Consider the following 17,065-nt stretch of genomic DNA (forward strand, 5'->3'; position numbering starts at 1 on the left):
GAAGTGCGCAAACCCTGGGGCGAGCTCAGTAAGTGCCGGGGTAGGCGCCGCCGTCGGCGAGGATGTTCTGCCCCGTCATGTAGCCGGCCTGCATGCTGCAGAGAAAGGCGCAGATGGCGCCGAACTCGGCGGGCGTGCCGAAGCGCCTGGCCGGAATGTTCTTCTTGCGGGCTTCCCACACGGTGTCGAAGTCCTGCCCCGACTTCTGCGCCGCGCCGGCCATCGTGCCCTTCAGGCGGTCGGTGTCGAAGGAACCGGGCAACAGATTGTTGATGGTCACGCCCTGTGCGGCAATGGGCGTGCGTGCCACGCCGGCCACGAAGCCCGTGAGGCCGCTGCGCGCGCCGTTGGAGAGGCCGAGGATGTCGATGGGCGACTTCACCGAGCTCGAGGTGATGTTGACGATGCGCCCGAAACCGCGCTTTGCCATGCCGTCGACCGTGGCCTTGATGAGCTCGATGGGCGTCAGCATGTTGGCGTCGACCGCCTTGATCCATGCCTCGCGGTCCCAGTTGCGGAAATCGCCCGGGGGCGGGCCGCCGGCGTTGGTGACGACGATGTCGAAGTCGTGGCCGAGCGCGAACACCGCCGCGCGGCCGGCCTCGGTGGTGATGTCGGCGGCCACGTGCTTGACGAAAGGCGCCGGCGAACCGGCTGCCGCCGCAGCCAGCTTCGCAGCCGCCGCTTCGAGCGCCTCGGCGCCGCGTGCCACGATCACCACGTTCACGCCCTCGCGCACCAGCGCCTCGGCGCAGCCGTAGCCGAGTCCCTTGCTCGCGCCGCACACCAGCGCGGTCTTGCCTGCAATGCCCAAATCCATGTTGTTTGCTCCTGAACTGCAGGGGCACTAGCGCCCCGTGCGTGTGAAAACGAAGATGCCCGCAATCACGAGCACCGTGCCGGCCGCGATCCACGCGGTGAACGGCTCGCCGAGTATGACCACGCCCATGAGGATGGTCGACAGCGGCCCGATCATGCCGGTTTGCGCGGCCATGGCCGGGCCGATGCGCTCGATGGCCATCATGACCATGAGGACAGGCACCGCCGTGCACAGCGTGGCGTTGAGCACCGACAGCCAGATGACCTCGGGCGCCACCTGCAGCGCGGCGCTCATCGGCCGCATCAGCACGAACTGCAGGATGCACAGCAGGCAGGCCACGGTGGTGGCCAGCCCCACGAGACGCAGCGAACCGAGGCGCTTGACGAATTCGCCGCTGTAGACAAGGTAGGCCGCATAGCTCACGGCGCTCAGGAACACGAGGAAGGTGCCCCAGGCCGCCGCCCCGCCGCCCTTGCCGCCGCCGCCGATCCAGAGCTCGTGCCCGAACACGAGCAGCACGCCGGCGTAGCTCACGATCATGCCGAGCACCTGCGGCCGCGTGGCGCGCCGCCGGTACAGCAGCCAGCCGAACAGCAGCACCAGCGTGGGGTTGAGATAGAGAATGAGCCGCTCGAAGCTGGCCGAGATGTAGGCGAGTCCCGCAAAGTCGAGAAAGCTCGCCAGGTAGTAGCCCGAGAAGCCGAGCCCGGCCACGCCGAGCCAGTCGCGCAAGGTGAGCGCGGGCTTGCCGCGCCCGGCCCACCATGCCATCACCGCGAACAACGGCAGCGCGAACAGCATGCGCAGCATGATCAGCGTGATCGCATCCACGCCGTAGCGGTAGGCCAGCTTGACGATGATGGCCTTGCCGCTGAATGCGACCGCGCCCAGCGAGGCGAGGATGAGGCCGGGCGCAAGGCTCCTTGCGCCGCTGGCAGAAGAAGGGGGAATGCCGGACTGTACGGCGGACTTGGTCATTCCCCGATCATCGCGTAGCCGTCAAAAGCCTGCCGCCAGGCCATCGCGGCGCGGATCGCTGGCAGCCACGTAGCCTTCGACCGACGGATCGCCCGCGCGCCAGATGAACTGGCCGGCGCCGAAATCCTGGTAGGAGTCGTTGATGACGTCGAGGTGATGGCCGAGCTCCCGCAGGCCCTGCACCGTGGCCGGGTCCATCGCGGCCTCGACATTGATCTCGAGCCCCGCGTTGAAGCGCCAGCGCGGCGCATCGCAGGCGGCCTGCGGGTTCTGCCTGTAGTCGAGCATGCGCACCAGCGTCTGCATGTGGCCTTGCGGCTGCATGTTGCCGCCCATCACGCCGAAGCTCATCACCGGCTGGCCGTCCTTGGTGAGGAAGGCCGGAATGATGGTGTGGAACGGCCGCTTGCCCGGCGCCACGACGTTCGGGCTCTCGGCCTTGAGACTGAAGCCATGGCCGCGGTTCTGCAGGCTGATGCCGAACTCGGGCTCCACGCAGCCCGAGCCGAAGCCCATGTAGTTGCTCTGGATGAAGCTCACCATCATGCCGCTCTCGTCGGCCGCCGTGAGGTAGATGGTGCCGCCCTTGACGGGGTTGCCGGCCTTGAAGTCCTGCGCCTTTTTCACGTCGATGAGTCTCGCACGCGATGCGAGGTAGGAGTCATCGAGCATTTGCGCGGGTGTCACCGTCATCGACGATGGCTCCGACACGTAGCGGTAGACGTCGGCGAAGGCGAGCTTCATCGCCTCGATCTGCAGGTGCTGCGAAGCCACCGAGTCGACCGGCAGCGAGGCGATGTCGAATTTCTCGAGGATGCCGAGCGCGATCAGCGCCGCAATGCCCTGCCCGTTGGGCGGAATCTCGTGCAGCGTGTGGCCGCGGTAGTCGCGCGAGATCGGCTTGACCCATTCGGGCTGGTAGGCCGAGAGGTCCGCCACCGTGAGCGCGCCGCCCTGCTCCTTCGAGAACCTGGCAAGCGCCTCGGCGATCTCGCCGCTGTAGTAGGCCTCGCCCTTGGTGCGGGCAATGGCCTTGAGCGCGCGCGCGGCGGCCGTGAAGCGGAACAGCTCGCCCACTTCGGGCGCACGGCCCCAGGGCATGAAGGTCTGCGCGAAGCCCGCCACCGATTCGAGCACCGGCGTGGCAGCGGCCCACTTCTGCTGCACCACCGGCGGCACCAGGTAGCCGCGCTCGGCAATGTCGATGGCGGGTGCCAGCAGGTCGGCGAAAGGCAGCCTGCCGAAGCGCTCGCTCAGCGCCACCCAGCCGCGCACCGCGCCCGGCACGGTGACCGAATCGATGCCGCGCATCGGCGGCGTGGAGGCATCGGCGCCGTACTTGGCCTTGAAGTAGTCAGGCGTCCAGGCCCTGGGCGCGGGGCCCGAGGCGTTGAGGCCGTGCAGTTCCTTGCCGTCCCACAGGATGCAGAAGGCATCGCTGCCCAGGCCGTTGCTCACGGGCTCGACCAGCGTCATCACGGCCGCCGTGGCAATGGCCGCATCGACGGCATTGCCGCCCTGCTGCAGCATGCGCAGCCCCGCCTGCGAAGCGAGCGGGTGCGACGTGGACACCACGTTGCGCGCGAAGATCGGAATGCGGGTGGAGAGATAGGGGTTGCTGAAATCGAAGTTCATGGGGTGTGCTCGCTATTCGTTGGTGATCTTGCGCTCGACCACGATTCTTTTCCACTTGGCGGCGTCGGCAGCCACCATCCTGGCGAACTGCTCGGGCGTTCCGGCAGCAGCAGGCTCGATGCCCAGGCGCGAAAGCTTTTCCTTCACCTCGGGATCGGCCAGCGCCTCGTTCGCGGCCTTGTTGACGCGCGCCACGATGTCCGCCGGCAGGCCCTTCGGGCCGTAGAAGCCGAACCAGGTGTTCGACTCGAAGCCCGGCAGCGTGTCGGCGATCGGCGGCAGTTCGGGCGCGAGCGGGCTGCGCTTGGGCGTGGTGACGCCCAGCGCGCGCAGCCGGCCGTCACGCACGTGCGGCATGCCGGTGGGAAGCGAGTCGAACAGCACGTCGACCTTGCCGCTGATCAGGTCGGGAATGGCCAGGGCCGTGCCCTTGTAGGGAATGTGCGTCACGAACACACCGGCCTGCGACTTGAAGAGCTCCGCCGTGAGCTGCACGATGGTGCCGTTGCCGCTGGAGGCGTAGTTGAGCTTGCCGGGGTTCTTCTGTGCGTAGGCTATCCATTCGCGCACGCTCTTTGCGGGCGAGTCGACCGGCACCAGCATGATGCTCGGCGCATCGCCCACGTGCGCGATGGGCGTGAAGTCGCGCACCGTGTCGTAAGGCAGCTTCGGCACGACGGCCGGGCCGATCGAATGCGTGCTGGTGGTGGCCAGCAGCAGCGTGTAGCCGTCGGCTGGCGCCTTGGCGGCCTGGTCGGAGCCGATGGCCCCGCCGGCGCCGGGCTTGTTGTCGATGATCAGCTGGGTGCCGAGCTTCTCGCCCATCTTTTGCCCGAGCGTGCGGGCGAAAAGATCAGTGGCGCCGCCCGCGGGGAACGGCACGATGAGCCGGATCGGCTTGTTCGGGTAACCCTGGGCCAGGCTGGCGGACGAGGCGGCCATGCACAGCAGCGCAACGGCGGCCCCTTGAAGGAACTGGATTCTTTTCATGGTGCTTGGATTCTGGCCCCGTGGAGAAACCTCGCATGCTATGCAGCCGCCATGCATCAAGCCAGATAATTCAGCTTATTCAACTATGAGCGCTGCTTATGACGAAGAACGCCACGGAAGAAGTCTCGCTGCAGCAGTTGCGGGCGCTGGCGGCGGTCGCCGAATCGGGCAGCTTCACATTGGCAGCGGAAAGCCTGCAGCTGACGCAGCCGGCCATCAGCCATCTGGTCAAGCGCATGGAAGAGCAGCTCGGACAGCCGCTCATCGTGCGCGGCCGCCGTATCCAGCTCACGAGCGCGGGCCAACTGATGGTCGAGACGGCCGTGCGGGCGCTGCGGATGATCGATGAATCGGTGGGCGCTTGCCGCTCCCAGTCGCAGCTGCGCGAAGGGCGCGTGGTTCTGGCCGTGGGTCACCTCACGGCGGGCGCCCTGCTGCCGCCGATGCTCGGCCGCTTCTCGCAGAAGCACCCGACGCTCGCGATCACGCTGCTCGACAGCACGGCCGAGCAGATGATCTCGCGCATCCTCTCGCAGGAGGCCGACCTGGGCTTCGGTTCTGACATCGGGCAGAAACACTCCGAACTCGCGACCGAGCCGCTGTTCACCGAGCGCATGGCCCTCTTCGTACGCGACGACCATCCGCTCGCGCAGCGCGTGGTTGTCGATGCGAAGCACCTCGATGCGCTGCCCTTCATCCACGTCAACCCGGACGCAAACATCTGGCGCGCGGTGAGCCGCCAGCTGTCGAGCGTGGCGAACGTGTATCCGCAGGTGGTGCATCACGTCTCGATGCTGTCGACGGCTTTCGGCCTCATTCAGGCGGGCGCGGGCGTGGCGTTGCTGCCGCGCTATGTGGAGGTGCTGATGCCGGGCAATCTGCGCGCCGTGGCGGTGACACGTCCGACGCTCGAATACCCGGTCGTCGCGGTGCGGCTGGCCAAGCATCCGCTGAGCCCGGCGGCGCTGGCCTTTTTGGCCATGGCACGGCAGCACATGAAACCGCCGCGCGCAAACAAGCCCTGAAAAAAACGGCGCCCGAAGGCGCCGCGGTTTTCTTCGTGAAACACCGCGGAACCGGCTTTGCCGGGCCGCTGGTGTTGCCCCCTGGTCAATCCTCGACGAAGGCTTCTTCGCGTTTCGCCTTGACCGCCGGCAGCAGCACGATCACCAGCAGCAGCGCCGCGGCGAGCAGCAGCCCGAGCGAGATCGGACGCGTGACGAACACGCTCCAGTCGCCGCGCGAGAGCAGCAGCGAACGGCGCAGGTTTTCTTCCATCATCGGCCCGAGGATGAAGCCCAGCAGCAGCGGCGCAGGCTCGCAACCCAGCTTGAAGAAGGTGTAGCCCACGAAGCCGAAGATGCCGACCATCCAGATGTCCCAGGTGTTGTTGTTCGTGGAGTACACGCCAATGGCGCAGAACAGCACGATCGCCGGGAACAGGAACTTGTAGGGCACCGTCAGGAGCTTGATCCACATGCCGATCAGCGGCAGGTTCAGGATGACGAGCATCGCATTGCCCAGCCACATCGAGGCGATCAGGCCCCAGAACAGCTCGGGGTTGCTGGTCATCACCTGCGGGCCGGGCTGGATGTTGTGGATCGTCATCGCGCCCACCATCAGCGCCATCACCGCGTTGGGCGGAATGCCCAGCGTGAGCAGCGGGATGAAGGAGGTCTGCGCACCGGCGTTGTTGGCCGCCTCGGGTGCGGCCACGCCGCGGATGTTGCCCTTGCCGAACGGCACTTCACCGGGATGCAGCTTGGTCTTCTTCTCGATGGTGTAGGCCGCGAAGGCCGACAGCAGCGCGCCGCCGCCGGGCAGGATGCCGAGCGACGAGCCCAGCGCGGTGCCGCGCAGCACGGCGGGGATCATGCGCTTGAAGTCTTCCTTGGTCGGGAACAGGCCCGAGACCTTGGCGGTGAACACCTCGCGTTCGTCGTCGGGACGCGAAAGGTTGGCAATGATTTCGCCGTAGCCGAACACGCCCATGGCAATGGCCACGAAGCCGATGCCGTCGGTCAGTTCCGGAACGTCGAAGCTGTAGCGCGCCACGCCCGAATTCACGTCGGTGCCCACGAGGCCCAGCAAGAGGCCCAGCACGATCATCCCGATGGCCTTGAGCAGCGAGCCCGAAGCCAGCACCACGGCGCCGATCAGGCCCAGGATCATCAGCGAGAAGTACTCGGCCGGACCGAACTTGAAGGCCAGTTCGGTCAGCGGCGGCGCGAAGGCCGCCAGGATCAGCGTGCCGACGCAGCCGGCAAAGAACGAGCCCAAGCCCGCAGCAGCCAGCGCCGGACCCGCGCGGCCCTTGCGCGCCATCTGGTAGCCGTCGATCACGGTCACCACCGACGAAGATTCGCCCGGCAGGTTCACCAGGATGGCGGTGGTCGAGCCGCCGTACTGCGCGCCGTAGTAGATGCCGGCCAGCATGATCAGCGCCGACACGGGCGGCAGCGCATAGGTGGCGGGCAGCAGCATCGCGATGGTCGCGACCGGGCCGATGCCCGGCAGCACGCCGATCAGCGTGCCCAGAATACAGCCGCCAAGGCAGTACAGCAGGTTCGTGAAGGTAAAGGCAACGCCAAAACCCATCGAGAGGTGGTCAATCAATTCCATGTGAGCAGCTTTCTTCTCAACCGGTGATGAAGGTCGGCCAGACCTGGATCTGCAGCTTGAGGGCCCAGATGAATGCGACATAGCTGCCGACGGCCAGCACGGTGGCCAGGATCAGCACGGTACGCAGCCTGTACTCGTGGCCCGCGAGGCTTGCGATCAGCACGAGCGCGTAGATGGCGATGATCATTCCCATGGCCGGCACGCCGAGGCTCGGCAGGCCGCCCAGCAGGATGCCGAACGCGACATTGGCGCCCAGGATGAACACGACCTGCTTCCAGGCCCACTTGCCGATCTTTTCGCCGTCGGTGGTTTCGACGGTCAGGCCGCTGAACATGATCCCCAGGCCGATGACGGCCATCAGGATGCCCAGCATCAACGGGAAGTAGCCCGGCCCCATGCGGGCGCCGCTGCCTACGCTGTAGGTGGTGGCGCCCCATGCGAACGCCACGCCCACGACCGCAAACATCAGACCCGAGAAAAAGTCTTTCTGACTCTTGATTTTCACGAACAGTCTCCTCGAACAAATTTCGATGCGAGATTGTCGAGTCAGCTGGTGGTCAGCCCGATGTGGATTCCACTAACCGAACGCCTAGGGATAACCCCCAGGGGCGACGCGCTCTTTTTCCGGAGCCTTGCCTTGGCTCACTCCAGCGGCGGCGTCGCGCTCAGCACTTCCTCGATGGTGGTGACGCCTTCGGCCACGCGCAGCGCCCCGGCCAGGCGCAGCGGGCGCATGCCGTCGATCACGGCCTGCCGGCGCAGCCCGGCGAGGTTGGGCTCCTTGGTGACCTGCGCCTTGAAGTCCTCGCTGATGCTCAGCAGCTCGTACAGGCCCATGCGGCCCATGTAGCCGGTCATGCGGCAGTCGACGCAGCCCACGGGCTTGTAGGCGCGCACCGAACCGGTGATCTGCCAGGGCTTGACGATGGTTTCGAGCTTCTCGCGCGTGACCGTGTCGTCGGGCTGCTTGCAGTTGGGGCACAGCGTGCGCACCAGCCGCTGGGCCAGCACGCCGAGCATCACGGCGTTGATGAGGTAGGAAGGCACACCGAGCTCCATCAGCCGCGTGATGGCGCTGGGCGCATCGTTGGTGTGCAGCGTGCTGAACACCAGGTGGCCGGTGAGCGCGGCCTGCACCGCCATCTCGGCCGTGGCAAGGTCGCGGATTTCGCCGACCATGATGATGTCCGGGTCCTGCCGCATCAGCGCGCGCAGGCCTTCGGTAAAGCCGAAATCGAGCTGCGGCTGCACCTGCGTCTGGTTGAACGAAGGCTCGATCATCTCGATCGGGTCTTCCACCGTGCTCACGTTGACCTCCTCGGTGGCCACGCGCTTGAGCGTGGAGTACAGCGTGGTGGTCTTGCCCGAACCCGTGGGCCCGGTCACCAGGATGATGCCGTTGGGACGCGTGACGAGCTGCTCCCAGCGCTGCGCGTCATGCTGCGCGAAGCCGAGCGCGTCAAGGTCCTTTACCGCGGTGTCGGGGTCGAAGATGCGCATCACCATCTTCTCGCCGAAGGCGGTCGGCAGGGTGGACAGGCGCATCTCGACTTCGTCGCCGCGCATGTTGCGCGTCTTGATGCGGCCGTCGAGCGGGCGGCGCTTCTCGACCACGTCCATGCGGCCCAGCAGCTTGATGCGCGACACCATGGCGTTCATCACGCCCATGGGCATCTGATAGGCCGGGTGCAGGATGCCGTCGATGCGAAAGCGGATCACGCCCTGCTCGCGCCGCGGCTCCAGGTGGATGTCGCTCGCGCGCTGGTCGAAGGCGTATTGCCAGAGCCAGTCGACCACCTGCACCACGCTCTGGTCGTTGGCGTCGAGCTGCTTGGTGCTCTTGCCCAGTTCCACCAGCTGCTCGAAGCTCGCGCCGCCGGTGTTGCCGCCGGCCTTCTGCGCGGCGCGCACCGACTTGGCGAGCGCGAAGAACTCGGCCGTGTAGCGCTGGATGTCGGTCGGGTTGGCCACCACGCGGCGCACGGTACGGCGCGACTGGCGCTCCACCTCGGCGATCCAGTCGGTCAGGAAGGGTTCGGCCGTGGCCACCACCACCTCGTTGGGCAGCACCTGCACCGGCAGCACCTTGTGGCGCTCGGCGTAGGCCGCGCTCATGGTGTCGGCCACCTTGCCCACATCGACCTTGAGCGGATCGATGCGCAGGTAGGCAAGCCCCGCGCGGCCGGAGAGCCACTGCGTGAGCATTTCGAGGTCGAGCGGCTTGCCGTCGCTTTCGCGCGTCATGGCCACGTTGGCCAGGCGAACCAGCGGCGCCTGCCGGCTCTCGGCCTGGGCGCAGCGCGCGATGGTGCGCTTGGCTTCGACCGGAGAAATCACGCCGTCGGCGGCGAGCCATTCGATCAGGCGGCGCAGGTCGAGCGGGCCTTCGTGGCGGGCGGCCGGGGATGCGGGAACGGAAACAGCGCTCATGGGCCGGACGGTCGGGTGAGAGTGGGATTCAGCGGTTTGAACACGCGCAGCCATTTGGGCGCGGGCAGGCCCCATCGAGTCTGGATCGTTTGGGCGCGCTCGGCAAGGGCTTCGCGCTTGGGCCGGCCGGGTGCGCGCTGCGCCAGCACCACCGTGTTGCCTTCGCGCGTCGGCTTGAAGGCCCAGACCGCATCGGCGCCAAATGCACCGGCAATCTTCTCGAGGCTGCGCTCGTAGCTCGACGAGCGGCCGAAGAGGTTGACCGTCATGCAGCCGTCCTCGCTGAGCAGCGCGCGGCAATCGGCATAGAAGTCTTCGCTGTCGAGCACCGGCGCGGCAGCCTCATGGTCGTACAGGTCGACCTGCAGCGCATCGACCGTGCCCTGCCATTCGGGCTTGCGGATCTCCTGCGCCGCATCGGCAATGACCACGCGCAGCTTCGGGTCGTCGGCCGGCAGCTTGAACCAGCCGCGGCAGGCCGACACCACCTGCGGATTCAGCTCCACCGCGGTGGTGCGCATGCGCAGCGTCTTGCGGCAGAACTTGGTGAGCGTGGCCGCACCGAGGCCCAGCTGCATCGCATGGCGGCTGGCCAGGCTCTTCGGGTCGGCGAACAGCAGCCAGGCCATCATGCGCTGCACGTATTCGAGCTCGATCTCGAACGGCGCGTCGAGCTTCATCGAGCCCTGGACCCATTCGGTGCCAAGGTGCAGGTAGCGGATGTCGCCCCAGTCGGAAAAATTGACTTCGGGGAGAACGGGAGTTTTGCTCGTGGCCATCAAAGAAGGTGGTGGGCGTCAAGGACCTCGCGCCAGGCTGCGAGCTTGCGCTCGAAGCTCCACGACGCGTTGGCGGGGCTGGTGGAAGGCAGCTGGTAGACCGGCACCCCGAGGGTGCGCGTGTGGCGCGCATGCTTGAAGCTCTCGCCGCCGTTGTGCGCAATGGCGGCCAGACGGGGCAGGTGCAGGCCCGCGATGTCGTTGGCCACGGGCGCGCGAATGGCGGAGTCGAGGCTGCCCTCGCGCTCGCAGGCGGCATACACGTCCCATACGCCCAGGCCGCGCTCGAGCAGCCACTTTTTCTTCTCGGGATAGCTGTCTGCGCCCATGGGGAGCGGATGATGGGGCCAAACGGCTTGCAAGATTTTCCAGAACTGATTTTGCGGATGCGCATAGTACTGCTGCAGTTCGAGCGACCGCACGCCCGGGAAGCTGCCCAGGATCAGTACGACGGTGGCGGGCGAGACGATGGGGGCCAGGCCCGTGAGCACGGGACTGCCGGTGTCGGATATGGCGGGTGGGTTCATGGACAGGCTCTATCTTGGCACTGTCGCCCGCCCATGAAAAAACCCGCCGAAGCGGGTTTCTGCCGAGGGCGAATTCCGATTACTTCTTGGCGGCTTCGTTCTCGGCGGTGCCGGGCACCTTCTCGCCGATCGCCTTGCCGGTGCTGCGCATGCCGTCGGCCGTCTTGTGGCCGGCTGTTTCAACGGCGTCGCCGGTCTTGGCAGCCACGCTCTTGGTGGCGTCGGCGGCCTTCTTGGTGGTGCGCTTGGTCGCGTTCCAGGCCTTCTTGGTGCCTCGCTCGGTAGCGTCGACGGCCTTCTTGGTCGTGCGCTTGGTGGCATCGACGGCGTCCTTGCCGGCTTCCTTCACCTTTTCGGTGGTGGTGGGTTCCGCGGTGGCCGGCGCAGCGGTCTGGGCCACGGCGGACACGCCGATGGAGGCGAGCGCGAGGGCCAGCACGACGGGCATGGTGCGGATGAAAGATGTGTTCATGCAAAAGCTCCTTTGGGGATGACATGTTGAAGTGACGAACTTGCCACTGAACAGGAAACGGCACTTCGAATACCAAGGATGACAGCAAATGCACGCGCTTCCTTGCGCCATCGCAACTCGGGATCTCGGCCTACGCGGGATGCGGCCGGCCTTCCGACAAGGAGAGCAGGCTTTCGAGCCGCGGCAGGGCTTTCAGCGCATTGCGGGTGGTGGCCCGGGCCAGTTCATCGACGTCCATTCCGCGCAGCCGGGCCACCACTTCGGCGATGCGCGGCAGCTCGCCCGGTTCGTTGCGGCCCTGCGCTTCGCCGGCCGCGCGCTGCGCCTGGGTGCGGTAGAGCCAATGCGGCTGGATGTCGGGCGCATCGGTTTCCATCACCATCGATTCGAGCGGAAGCATGGCCGCCAGCCGCCGCAGCTGCAATGCGCGATCGAAGGTCACGGCGCCGCCGAAGCCCAGCTTCAGGCCGATGTCGATGCAGGCCGTGGCCTGCTGCTCGCTGCCATTGAACGCATGGGCAATGCCCTGCCACGGCCGGCCGGCCGCGGTCTGCCGCAGGTGCTTGAGCACCTTGTCGACCGAGCGGCGCACGTGGATGAGCACCGGCAGATCGTATTTGCGCGCGAGTTGCAACTGGGTGTGAAAAAAGTGCTGCTGCTTGTCGCTGTCCAGCCCTTCCACGAAGTAGTCGAGGCCGATCTCGCCGACCGCGACCAGCCGTGGATCGCCGCGGTGCGCGGCAAGCTCGGCATCGAGCGCCTCCAGGTCGGCCTCCTCTGCATTGCCGGTGCACAGCGGATGGATTCCAAGCGCATAGGCGTCGCCCTGCAGCTGCGCCAGTTCGCGCACGGTCGCAAAGTTGAAGACCGCCACGGCAGGAATGACGCACAGCGCCACGCCCCGTTCGGCGGCCCGTGCACGGATGAGCGGCATTTCCGCACCGAATTCGGGCGCGTCGAGGTGGCAGTGGGTATCGACAAAAACAGCCATGGCCAGATGATGCCCGAAGGGATGCAAGGCAGAAGAAAGCGTGCTACTGTGACTCCCTACTCACCCGTCATCCCTTGCCGGAGGTGCCCCGATGCGCAGGCCCGCTTTCTACAGCCGTTCGCCCCGCACGCTGCCTCAAGCGGCCGATTCCGCGGCCGAAGAGGCTGCCGTGCCGTCGCCCGAGGGCGCAGCAGGCAATGGCGCGCCGCCCCCGCCGCACCCCAGGGCCGGCTGGCAGCCGGGCCGGCGCAGCTTCGCATTCCTCCTGGTGCTGTGCGCCGCGCTGGTTGCGGGCGGCGCCACGTGGTGGCCCCGGCAGGGCAAGGCGTTGACGCAGAAAGACATCGATTCGGCCGTGCTGCGCACGCTGCAGACCCACACGCTCCCCTCGCCCGCCGCAAAGGCCGCCGAGATCGTGCGGCCTTCGGTGGTCCGCGTAGTCGGCTACGGCCCCGAGAAGGCCACGCCCGAGGCCAAGACCCAGAAACGCGGCCGCAACATGGCCAAGGGCAAGCCGCCCGAAGCCGATGCGCCCCCGGGCGAGGTCGAGCGCGGCGTGGGCACCGGGGTGGTCATCGTCGACAAGGGCGTGATCCTCACCAACCTGCACGTCGTGGCCGGCGCGGAGACGATCAAGGTCACCTTCTCCGACGGCCTGGAGGCCGTGGCCACCATCACCGGCGTGCAGCCCGAGAACGACCTTGCGGTGCTGCAGGCCCAGAAGATCCCCGACGACCTGATTCCCGCCGTCATGCGCTCGACCGGAGACCTGCAGTCCGGCGACCAGGTGGCCGCGGTCGGCTTTCCGTTCGGCATCGGCCCTTCGGTGTCGGCCGGCGTGGTGTCGGGGCTGAAGCGCTCGTTCCGCTCGCCCGAGGGCAAGCAGGAACTGGGCAACCTGATCCAGTTCGACGCGGCAGCCAACCCCGGCAACTCGGGCGGCCCGCTGATCAACATGGACGGCGAGGTGCTCGGCATCGTCACCGCCATCCTCAACCCCACGCAGCAGCGCACCTTCATCGGCATCGGCTTTGCGGTGCCCATAGAGAACGCGGCCTCGGCCGCGGGCTCGCCGCCGTTCTAGCCAGGAACACCCACGCTTTCGATTGTTCACCGAGAGGCCCCGCATGAGCACTGAGACCCCCTTTTCCACCTCTCCCGCCACGGCCGAATTGATGGAGCAGATCCTCTACGAGGTCAAGCGCGTGGTGGTGGGCCAGGACCGCTTCCTGGAGCGCGTGATGGTGGCCATGCTCGCGGGCGGGCACCTGCTGGTCGAAGGCGTTCCGGGCCTGGCGAAGACGCTCACCATCAAGACGCTGGCCGACACCGTGCGCGGCCAGTTCAAGCGCATCCAGTTCACGCCCGACCTGGTGCCGGCCGACCTGGTGGGCACGCGCATCTACAACCAGAAGACCGGCGAGTTCAGCACCTCGCTCGGCCCGGTGTTCGCCAACCTGCTGCTGGCCGACGAAATCAACCGCGCGCCGGCCAAGGTGCAGAGCGCGCTGCTCGAAGTGATGCAGGAGCGCCAGGTCACCATTGCCGGCGAGACGCACAGGGTGCCGCGCCCCTTCCTGGTGATGGCCACGCAGAACCCGATCGAGACCGAAGGCACCTATCCGCTGCCCGAGGCGCAGGTCGACCGCTTCATGATGAAGGTGCTGGTCGACTACCCGAGCGACGAGGAAGAGTTCGTCATCGTCCAGCGCGTGATCGGCTCGCTGGTCGAGGTCAATCCGGTGGCAACCACCGAGCAGCTCGCTACCCTGCAGGCCGAAGCGCGGCGCGTGTACGTCGACCCTTCGCTCATCCAGTACGCGGTCAAGCTGGTGTCGGCCACGCGCACGCCCGACAAGCACGGCCTGAAGGACATGCGCCGCTTCATCACCTTCGGCGCGAGCCCGCGCGCGAGCATCAGCCTGACCGAAGGCGCGCGCGCACTCGCGCTGCTGCGCGGCCGCAGCTATGCACTGCCCGAGGACATGACCGCGCTGGTGCCCGACGTGCTGCGCCATCGCGTGACGCTTTCCTACGAAGGCTTGTCCGAAGGCCTCACACCCGACAGCCTGATCGAGAAGATCATGAAGGCCGTTCCCGCTCCTCCAAAACCCCTGGAACATGAAAAGCTGGTGGCGTAAGGCCCCCGCGGCCGCGAACGACGAACGGCTCATCGCGCAAGCCGGCGGTGCGGAACGCGCGCTGCGCCGGCTCGAATGGACCGTGATCCGCCGCCTCGATGGCCTGCTGCAGGGCGACTACCGCACGCTGATGCGCGGCACCGGGCTCGACCTGGCCGACCTGCGCGAATACCAGCACCACGACGACGTGCGCCACATCGACTGGAACGTCACCGCCCGCCTGCAGACGCCGCACGTGCGCGTCTTCACCGAAGACCGCGAGATGGCAGCCTGGTTCGTGCTCGACCTGAGCCGCTCGGTCGATTTCGGCTCGGGCCTCAAAGCCAAGCGCGAAATCTCGGCCGGCTTCGTCGGCGTGCTCGCGCGGCTGCTCACGCGCCACGGCAACCGGGTGGGCGCACTGGTCTACGGCACCGACCTCGAGGCGGTGATTCCGCCGCGCAGCGGCCGCCGGCACGTGCTGCACCTGCTGCATGCGATGGAGCGGCGGGCCGACAAGGCCGAGGCCGCGCCCGCGCAAAAAGGCATGACGCGCCTGGCCGACCTGCTGAAATCGGCCGCCACGCTGATGCCGCGCCGCTCCACCGTGTTCGTGGTGTCCGATTTCCTGAGCGAGCCCGGCTGGGAACGCCCGCTCGGCCAGCTGGTGCAGCGGCATGAAGTCATTGCCGTGCGCCTGTTCGATCCGCTCGAACTCGAGCTGCCCGACCTTGGCCTGGTGCCGCTGCGCGACGCGGAAACCGGCGAGCAGCTCTGGGTCGACACGCACGACGCCGGTTTTCGCAAGCGCTTTGCGCGCCTGGCGGCCGAGCGTGAAGCAACGCTGCGCGCCGCGCTCGCGAAAGCGGGTGTCGATGCGCTGGAGCTTTCGACCAGCGACGACCTGGTGGAAGCCATCGTTCGTTTCGCCGACCTGCGCAAGCGCCGCATGCGCATCGGCCCGAGCAGCATGAAGGCGGTGGCAGCATGACATTTCTCTGGCCTCAATTCCTCTGGTTGCTGGCGGCCTTGCCGCTGCTGGTGTTGCTCTACATCTGGCTGATCCGCCGCAAGAAGAAGCTCGCGGTGCGCTATGCGAGCCTGTCGATCGTGCGCGAGGCGATGGGCGCCGGCCAGAGCCTGCGCCGGCATATTCCGCCCTTCCTGTTCCTGCTGGCCATGGCCGCGATGCTGGTGGCGGCCGCGCGGCCGATGGCGGTGGTGATGCTGCCATCGAACCAGCAGACCATCATCCTTGCAATGGACGTGTCGGGCAGCATGCGCGCGGCCGACGTGCTGCCCAACCGGCTGGTGGCGGCGCAGGAAGCGGCCAAGAGCTTCATCAAGGACCTGCCGCGCCACGTCAAGGTGGGCATCGTGGCTTTCGCGGGCAGCGCGCAGGTGGCGCAGCTGCCCACCACCAACCACGACGACCTGATCACCGCGATCGACAGCTTCCAGCTGCAGCGCGCCACCGCCACGGGCAATGCGATCGTGGTGTCGCTCGCCACCTTGTTTCCCGACGCGGGCATCGACGTCTCGCAGTTCAGCGCGCCCAGCCGCCAGCGCGGCACGCCGATCGACCAGGCGGAAAAGCAGGCCAAGGAGTTCACCCCGGTGGCGCCGGGCTCCTACAGCTCGGCCGCGGTCATCATGCTGACCGACGGACAGCGCACCACCGGCGTCGATCCCCTCGATGCCGCCAAGGCCGCGGCGGACCGCGGCGTGCGCATCTACACGGTGGGCGTGGGCACGGTCGATGGCGAGACCATCGGCTTCGAAGGCTGGTCGATGCGCGTGCGGCTCGACGAGGAAACGCTCAAGGCCGTGGCCAACAAGACGCAGGCTGAATACTTCTACGCCGGCACCGCCGCCGACCTGAAGAAGGTCTACGAAACGCTGAGCTCGCGGCTCACGGTCGAGAAGAAGGAAACCGAGGTATCGGCGCTCTTCGCGCTCGGCGCGGCCATCCTCACGCTGCTGTCGGCGGGGCTGTCGCTGCTCTGGTTCAACCGGATTCTTTGACGGAGTCCAGCTGGCGGGCCGGCGGCGCCGCACCGGCCGGCGGAGGCGACTTCACCGCGCCGATGCCGCCCAGGAACAGGTCGGCCACGATCGGCGCAATGGACGCATGGTCGAGCCGGCCGCCGGGCTTCATCCAGGTGAACATCCAGTTGATCATGCCGAACAGCAGCATGGTCAGCGGCTTGGCGAGGTCGTCGCTCGGCGTGCCCGGCCGCAACGCCGACACGGCACGTGCAAATCCCGCCACCACTTCGCGCTCCTGGTTCAGCACGCGCTCGCGGTCTTCTTCTTCCAGAAAGCGCACGTCGTCGGTCAGCACGCGGTGCGCGTCCTGCGCGCCGGCGTATTCCTCGACGATCCGGTAGATGAAGCGGCGCAGGCGCTCCTCATCGGTGTGAGTCGACGCCTCTTCCTCGGCCACCAGCGCAGCGAGCTTCGACACGTGCGTCTCGGCAATGCTGATCAAGAGGCTGCTCTTGTCCTTGTAGTAGTGATAGAGCGTCGCCTTCGAGAGATTGCAGGCCTCGGCCACCTGGTTCATCGAGGTGGCGGGATAGCCGCGGCGCGCGAACAGCTGGGCGGCCTGCGCCAGGATGAACTCGCGCTGGTCGTCATAGGTGGCGGATCTTCCACGCGGCATCGGGTCTTCTTTCTTCCTTGATTGGCAGTTGTTGCG

General features: G+C 67.1%; 17 protein-coding genes. 5 read left to right on the top strand and 12 right to left on the bottom strand.

What is annotated here, in order from left to right; genetic code table 11:
- Nucleotides 1–25: 25 nt before the first annotated feature.
- The 4 genes from EJO66_RS02430 to EJO66_RS02445 are packed head-to-tail and all read right to left on the bottom strand — an operon-like array spanning nucleotide 26 to nucleotide 4,423.
- The gene (locus EJO66_RS02430) at nucleotides 26–820 is read right to left on the bottom strand and encodes an SDR family oxidoreductase (RefSeq protein WP_124957333.1); all 795 of its coding nucleotides are present in this window, start codon (nucleotides 818–820) and stop codon (nucleotides 26–28) included.
- 27 nt (nucleotides 821–847) lie between these two features.
- Nucleotides 848–1,798: a DMT family transporter gene (locus tag EJO66_RS02435; RefSeq protein WP_124957334.1), complete on the bottom strand. Its 951-nt coding sequence runs from the start codon at nucleotides 1,796–1,798 to the stop codon at nucleotides 848–850.
- Between the two features lie 21 nt (nucleotides 1,799–1,819).
- Nucleotides 1,820–3,433 carry a gamma-glutamyltransferase family protein gene (locus EJO66_RS02440; RefSeq protein WP_124957335.1) on the bottom strand — a complete coding sequence of 538 codons (1,614 nt, stop codon included), beginning with the start codon at nucleotides 3,431–3,433 and terminating at the stop codon, nucleotides 1,820–1,822.
- A gap of 12 nt (nucleotides 3,434–3,445) precedes the next feature.
- Entirely contained in the window at nucleotides 3,446–4,423 is a 978-nt protein-coding gene (locus tag EJO66_RS02445; RefSeq protein ID WP_124957336.1) for a Bug family tripartite tricarboxylate transporter substrate binding protein, read from the bottom strand.
- Nucleotides 4,424–4,521: 98 nt separating this feature from the next.
- On the opposite strand from EJO66_RS02445, the gene EJO66_RS02450 reads away from it, so the two are divergent.
- Nucleotides 4,522–5,448, top strand: coding sequence for a LysR family transcriptional regulator (locus EJO66_RS02450; RefSeq protein WP_124957337.1), 927 nt, complete (start codon nucleotides 4,522–4,524; stop codon nucleotides 5,446–5,448).
- 85 nt (nucleotides 5,449–5,533) lie between these two features.
- Here EJO66_RS02450 and EJO66_RS02455 read toward each other — a convergent pair whose 3' ends face one another.
- The 7 genes from EJO66_RS02455 to EJO66_RS02485 all read right to left on the bottom strand — a co-directional run bounded on the left by EJO66_RS02455 (nucleotide 5,534) and on the right by EJO66_RS02485 (nucleotide 12,244).
- A complete protein-coding gene (locus EJO66_RS02455) occupies nucleotides 5,534–7,045 on the bottom strand; it encodes a tripartite tricarboxylate transporter permease (RefSeq protein ID WP_124957338.1) in 1,512 nt (503 codons plus the stop codon).
- A gap of 16 nt (nucleotides 7,046–7,061) precedes the next feature.
- A complete protein-coding gene (locus tag EJO66_RS02460) occupies nucleotides 7,062–7,550 on the bottom strand; it encodes a tripartite tricarboxylate transporter TctB family protein (protein WP_124957339.1) in 489 nt (162 codons plus the stop codon).
- A gap of 137 nt (nucleotides 7,551–7,687) precedes the next feature.
- On the bottom strand, nucleotides 7,688–9,475 hold the full coding sequence (gene tfpB, locus EJO66_RS02465; RefSeq protein WP_124957340.1) for a type IV pilus assembly ATPase TfpB: 1,788 nt from the start codon (nucleotides 9,473–9,475) through the stop codon (nucleotides 7,688–7,690).
- Entirely contained in the window at nucleotides 9,472–10,254 is a 783-nt protein-coding gene (locus EJO66_RS02470) for a spermine/spermidine synthase domain-containing protein (RefSeq protein WP_124957341.1), read from the bottom strand. Before EJO66_RS02470 ends, tfpB begins: the two co-directional genes overlap by 4 nt.
- Nucleotides 10,254–10,781 (bottom strand): DNA-deoxyinosine glycosylase, encoded by a 528-nt coding sequence (locus EJO66_RS02475; protein WP_124957342.1) that lies wholly within the window; start codon nucleotides 10,779–10,781, stop codon nucleotides 10,254–10,256. The genes EJO66_RS02470 and EJO66_RS02475 overlap by 1 nt, the downstream gene beginning before the upstream one ends.
- Nucleotides 10,782–10,860: 79 nt before the next feature.
- Nucleotides 10,861–11,253, bottom strand: coding sequence for a hypothetical protein (locus EJO66_RS02480; protein WP_124957343.1), 393 nt, complete (start codon nucleotides 11,251–11,253; stop codon nucleotides 10,861–10,863).
- A 130-nt stretch (nucleotides 11,254–11,383) separates the two neighbouring features.
- Complete coding sequence (locus EJO66_RS02485) at nucleotides 11,384–12,244, bottom strand: TatD family hydrolase (protein WP_124957344.1); 861 nt, start codon at nucleotides 12,242–12,244, stop codon at nucleotides 11,384–11,386.
- A 91-nt stretch (nucleotides 12,245–12,335) separates the two neighbouring features.
- Between EJO66_RS02485 and EJO66_RS02490 the strand changes: the two genes are divergently transcribed.
- The 4 genes from EJO66_RS02490 to EJO66_RS02505 are packed head-to-tail and all read left to right on the top strand — an operon-like array spanning nucleotide 12,336 to nucleotide 16,389.
- On the top strand, nucleotides 12,336–13,328 hold the full coding sequence (locus tag EJO66_RS02490; RefSeq protein WP_124957345.1) for a S1C family serine protease: 993 nt from the start codon (nucleotides 12,336–12,338) through the stop codon (nucleotides 13,326–13,328).
- Nucleotides 13,329–13,371: 43 nt separating this feature from the next.
- Complete coding sequence (locus tag EJO66_RS02495; protein ID WP_124957346.1) at nucleotides 13,372–14,385, top strand: AAA family ATPase; 1,014 nt, start codon at nucleotides 13,372–13,374, stop codon at nucleotides 14,383–14,385.
- Nucleotides 14,366–15,355 carry a DUF58 domain-containing protein gene (locus tag EJO66_RS02500; protein ID WP_124957347.1) on the top strand — a complete coding sequence of 330 codons (990 nt, stop codon included), beginning with the start codon at nucleotides 14,366–14,368 and terminating at the stop codon, nucleotides 15,353–15,355. Before EJO66_RS02495 ends, EJO66_RS02500 begins: the two co-directional genes overlap by 20 nt.
- A complete protein-coding gene (locus EJO66_RS02505; RefSeq protein WP_124957348.1) occupies nucleotides 15,352–16,389 on the top strand; it encodes a VWA domain-containing protein in 1,038 nt (345 codons plus the stop codon). The genes EJO66_RS02500 and EJO66_RS02505 overlap by 4 nt, the downstream gene beginning before the upstream one ends.
- On the opposite strand, the gene EJO66_RS02510 is transcribed toward EJO66_RS02505, so the two are convergent.
- A complete protein-coding gene (locus EJO66_RS02510) occupies nucleotides 16,373–17,029 on the bottom strand; it encodes a TetR/AcrR family transcriptional regulator (RefSeq protein WP_124957349.1) in 657 nt (218 codons plus the stop codon). The two genes, EJO66_RS02505 and EJO66_RS02510, sit on opposite strands and share 17 nt — an antisense overlap.
- Between the last annotated feature and the right edge of the window lie 36 nt (nucleotides 17,030–17,065).

Origin of the sequence: Variovorax beijingensis (assembly GCF_003951285.1) — a bacterium.
Lineage (GTDB): Bacteria > Pseudomonadota > Gammaproteobacteria > Burkholderiales > Burkholderiaceae_C > Variovorax > Variovorax beijingensis.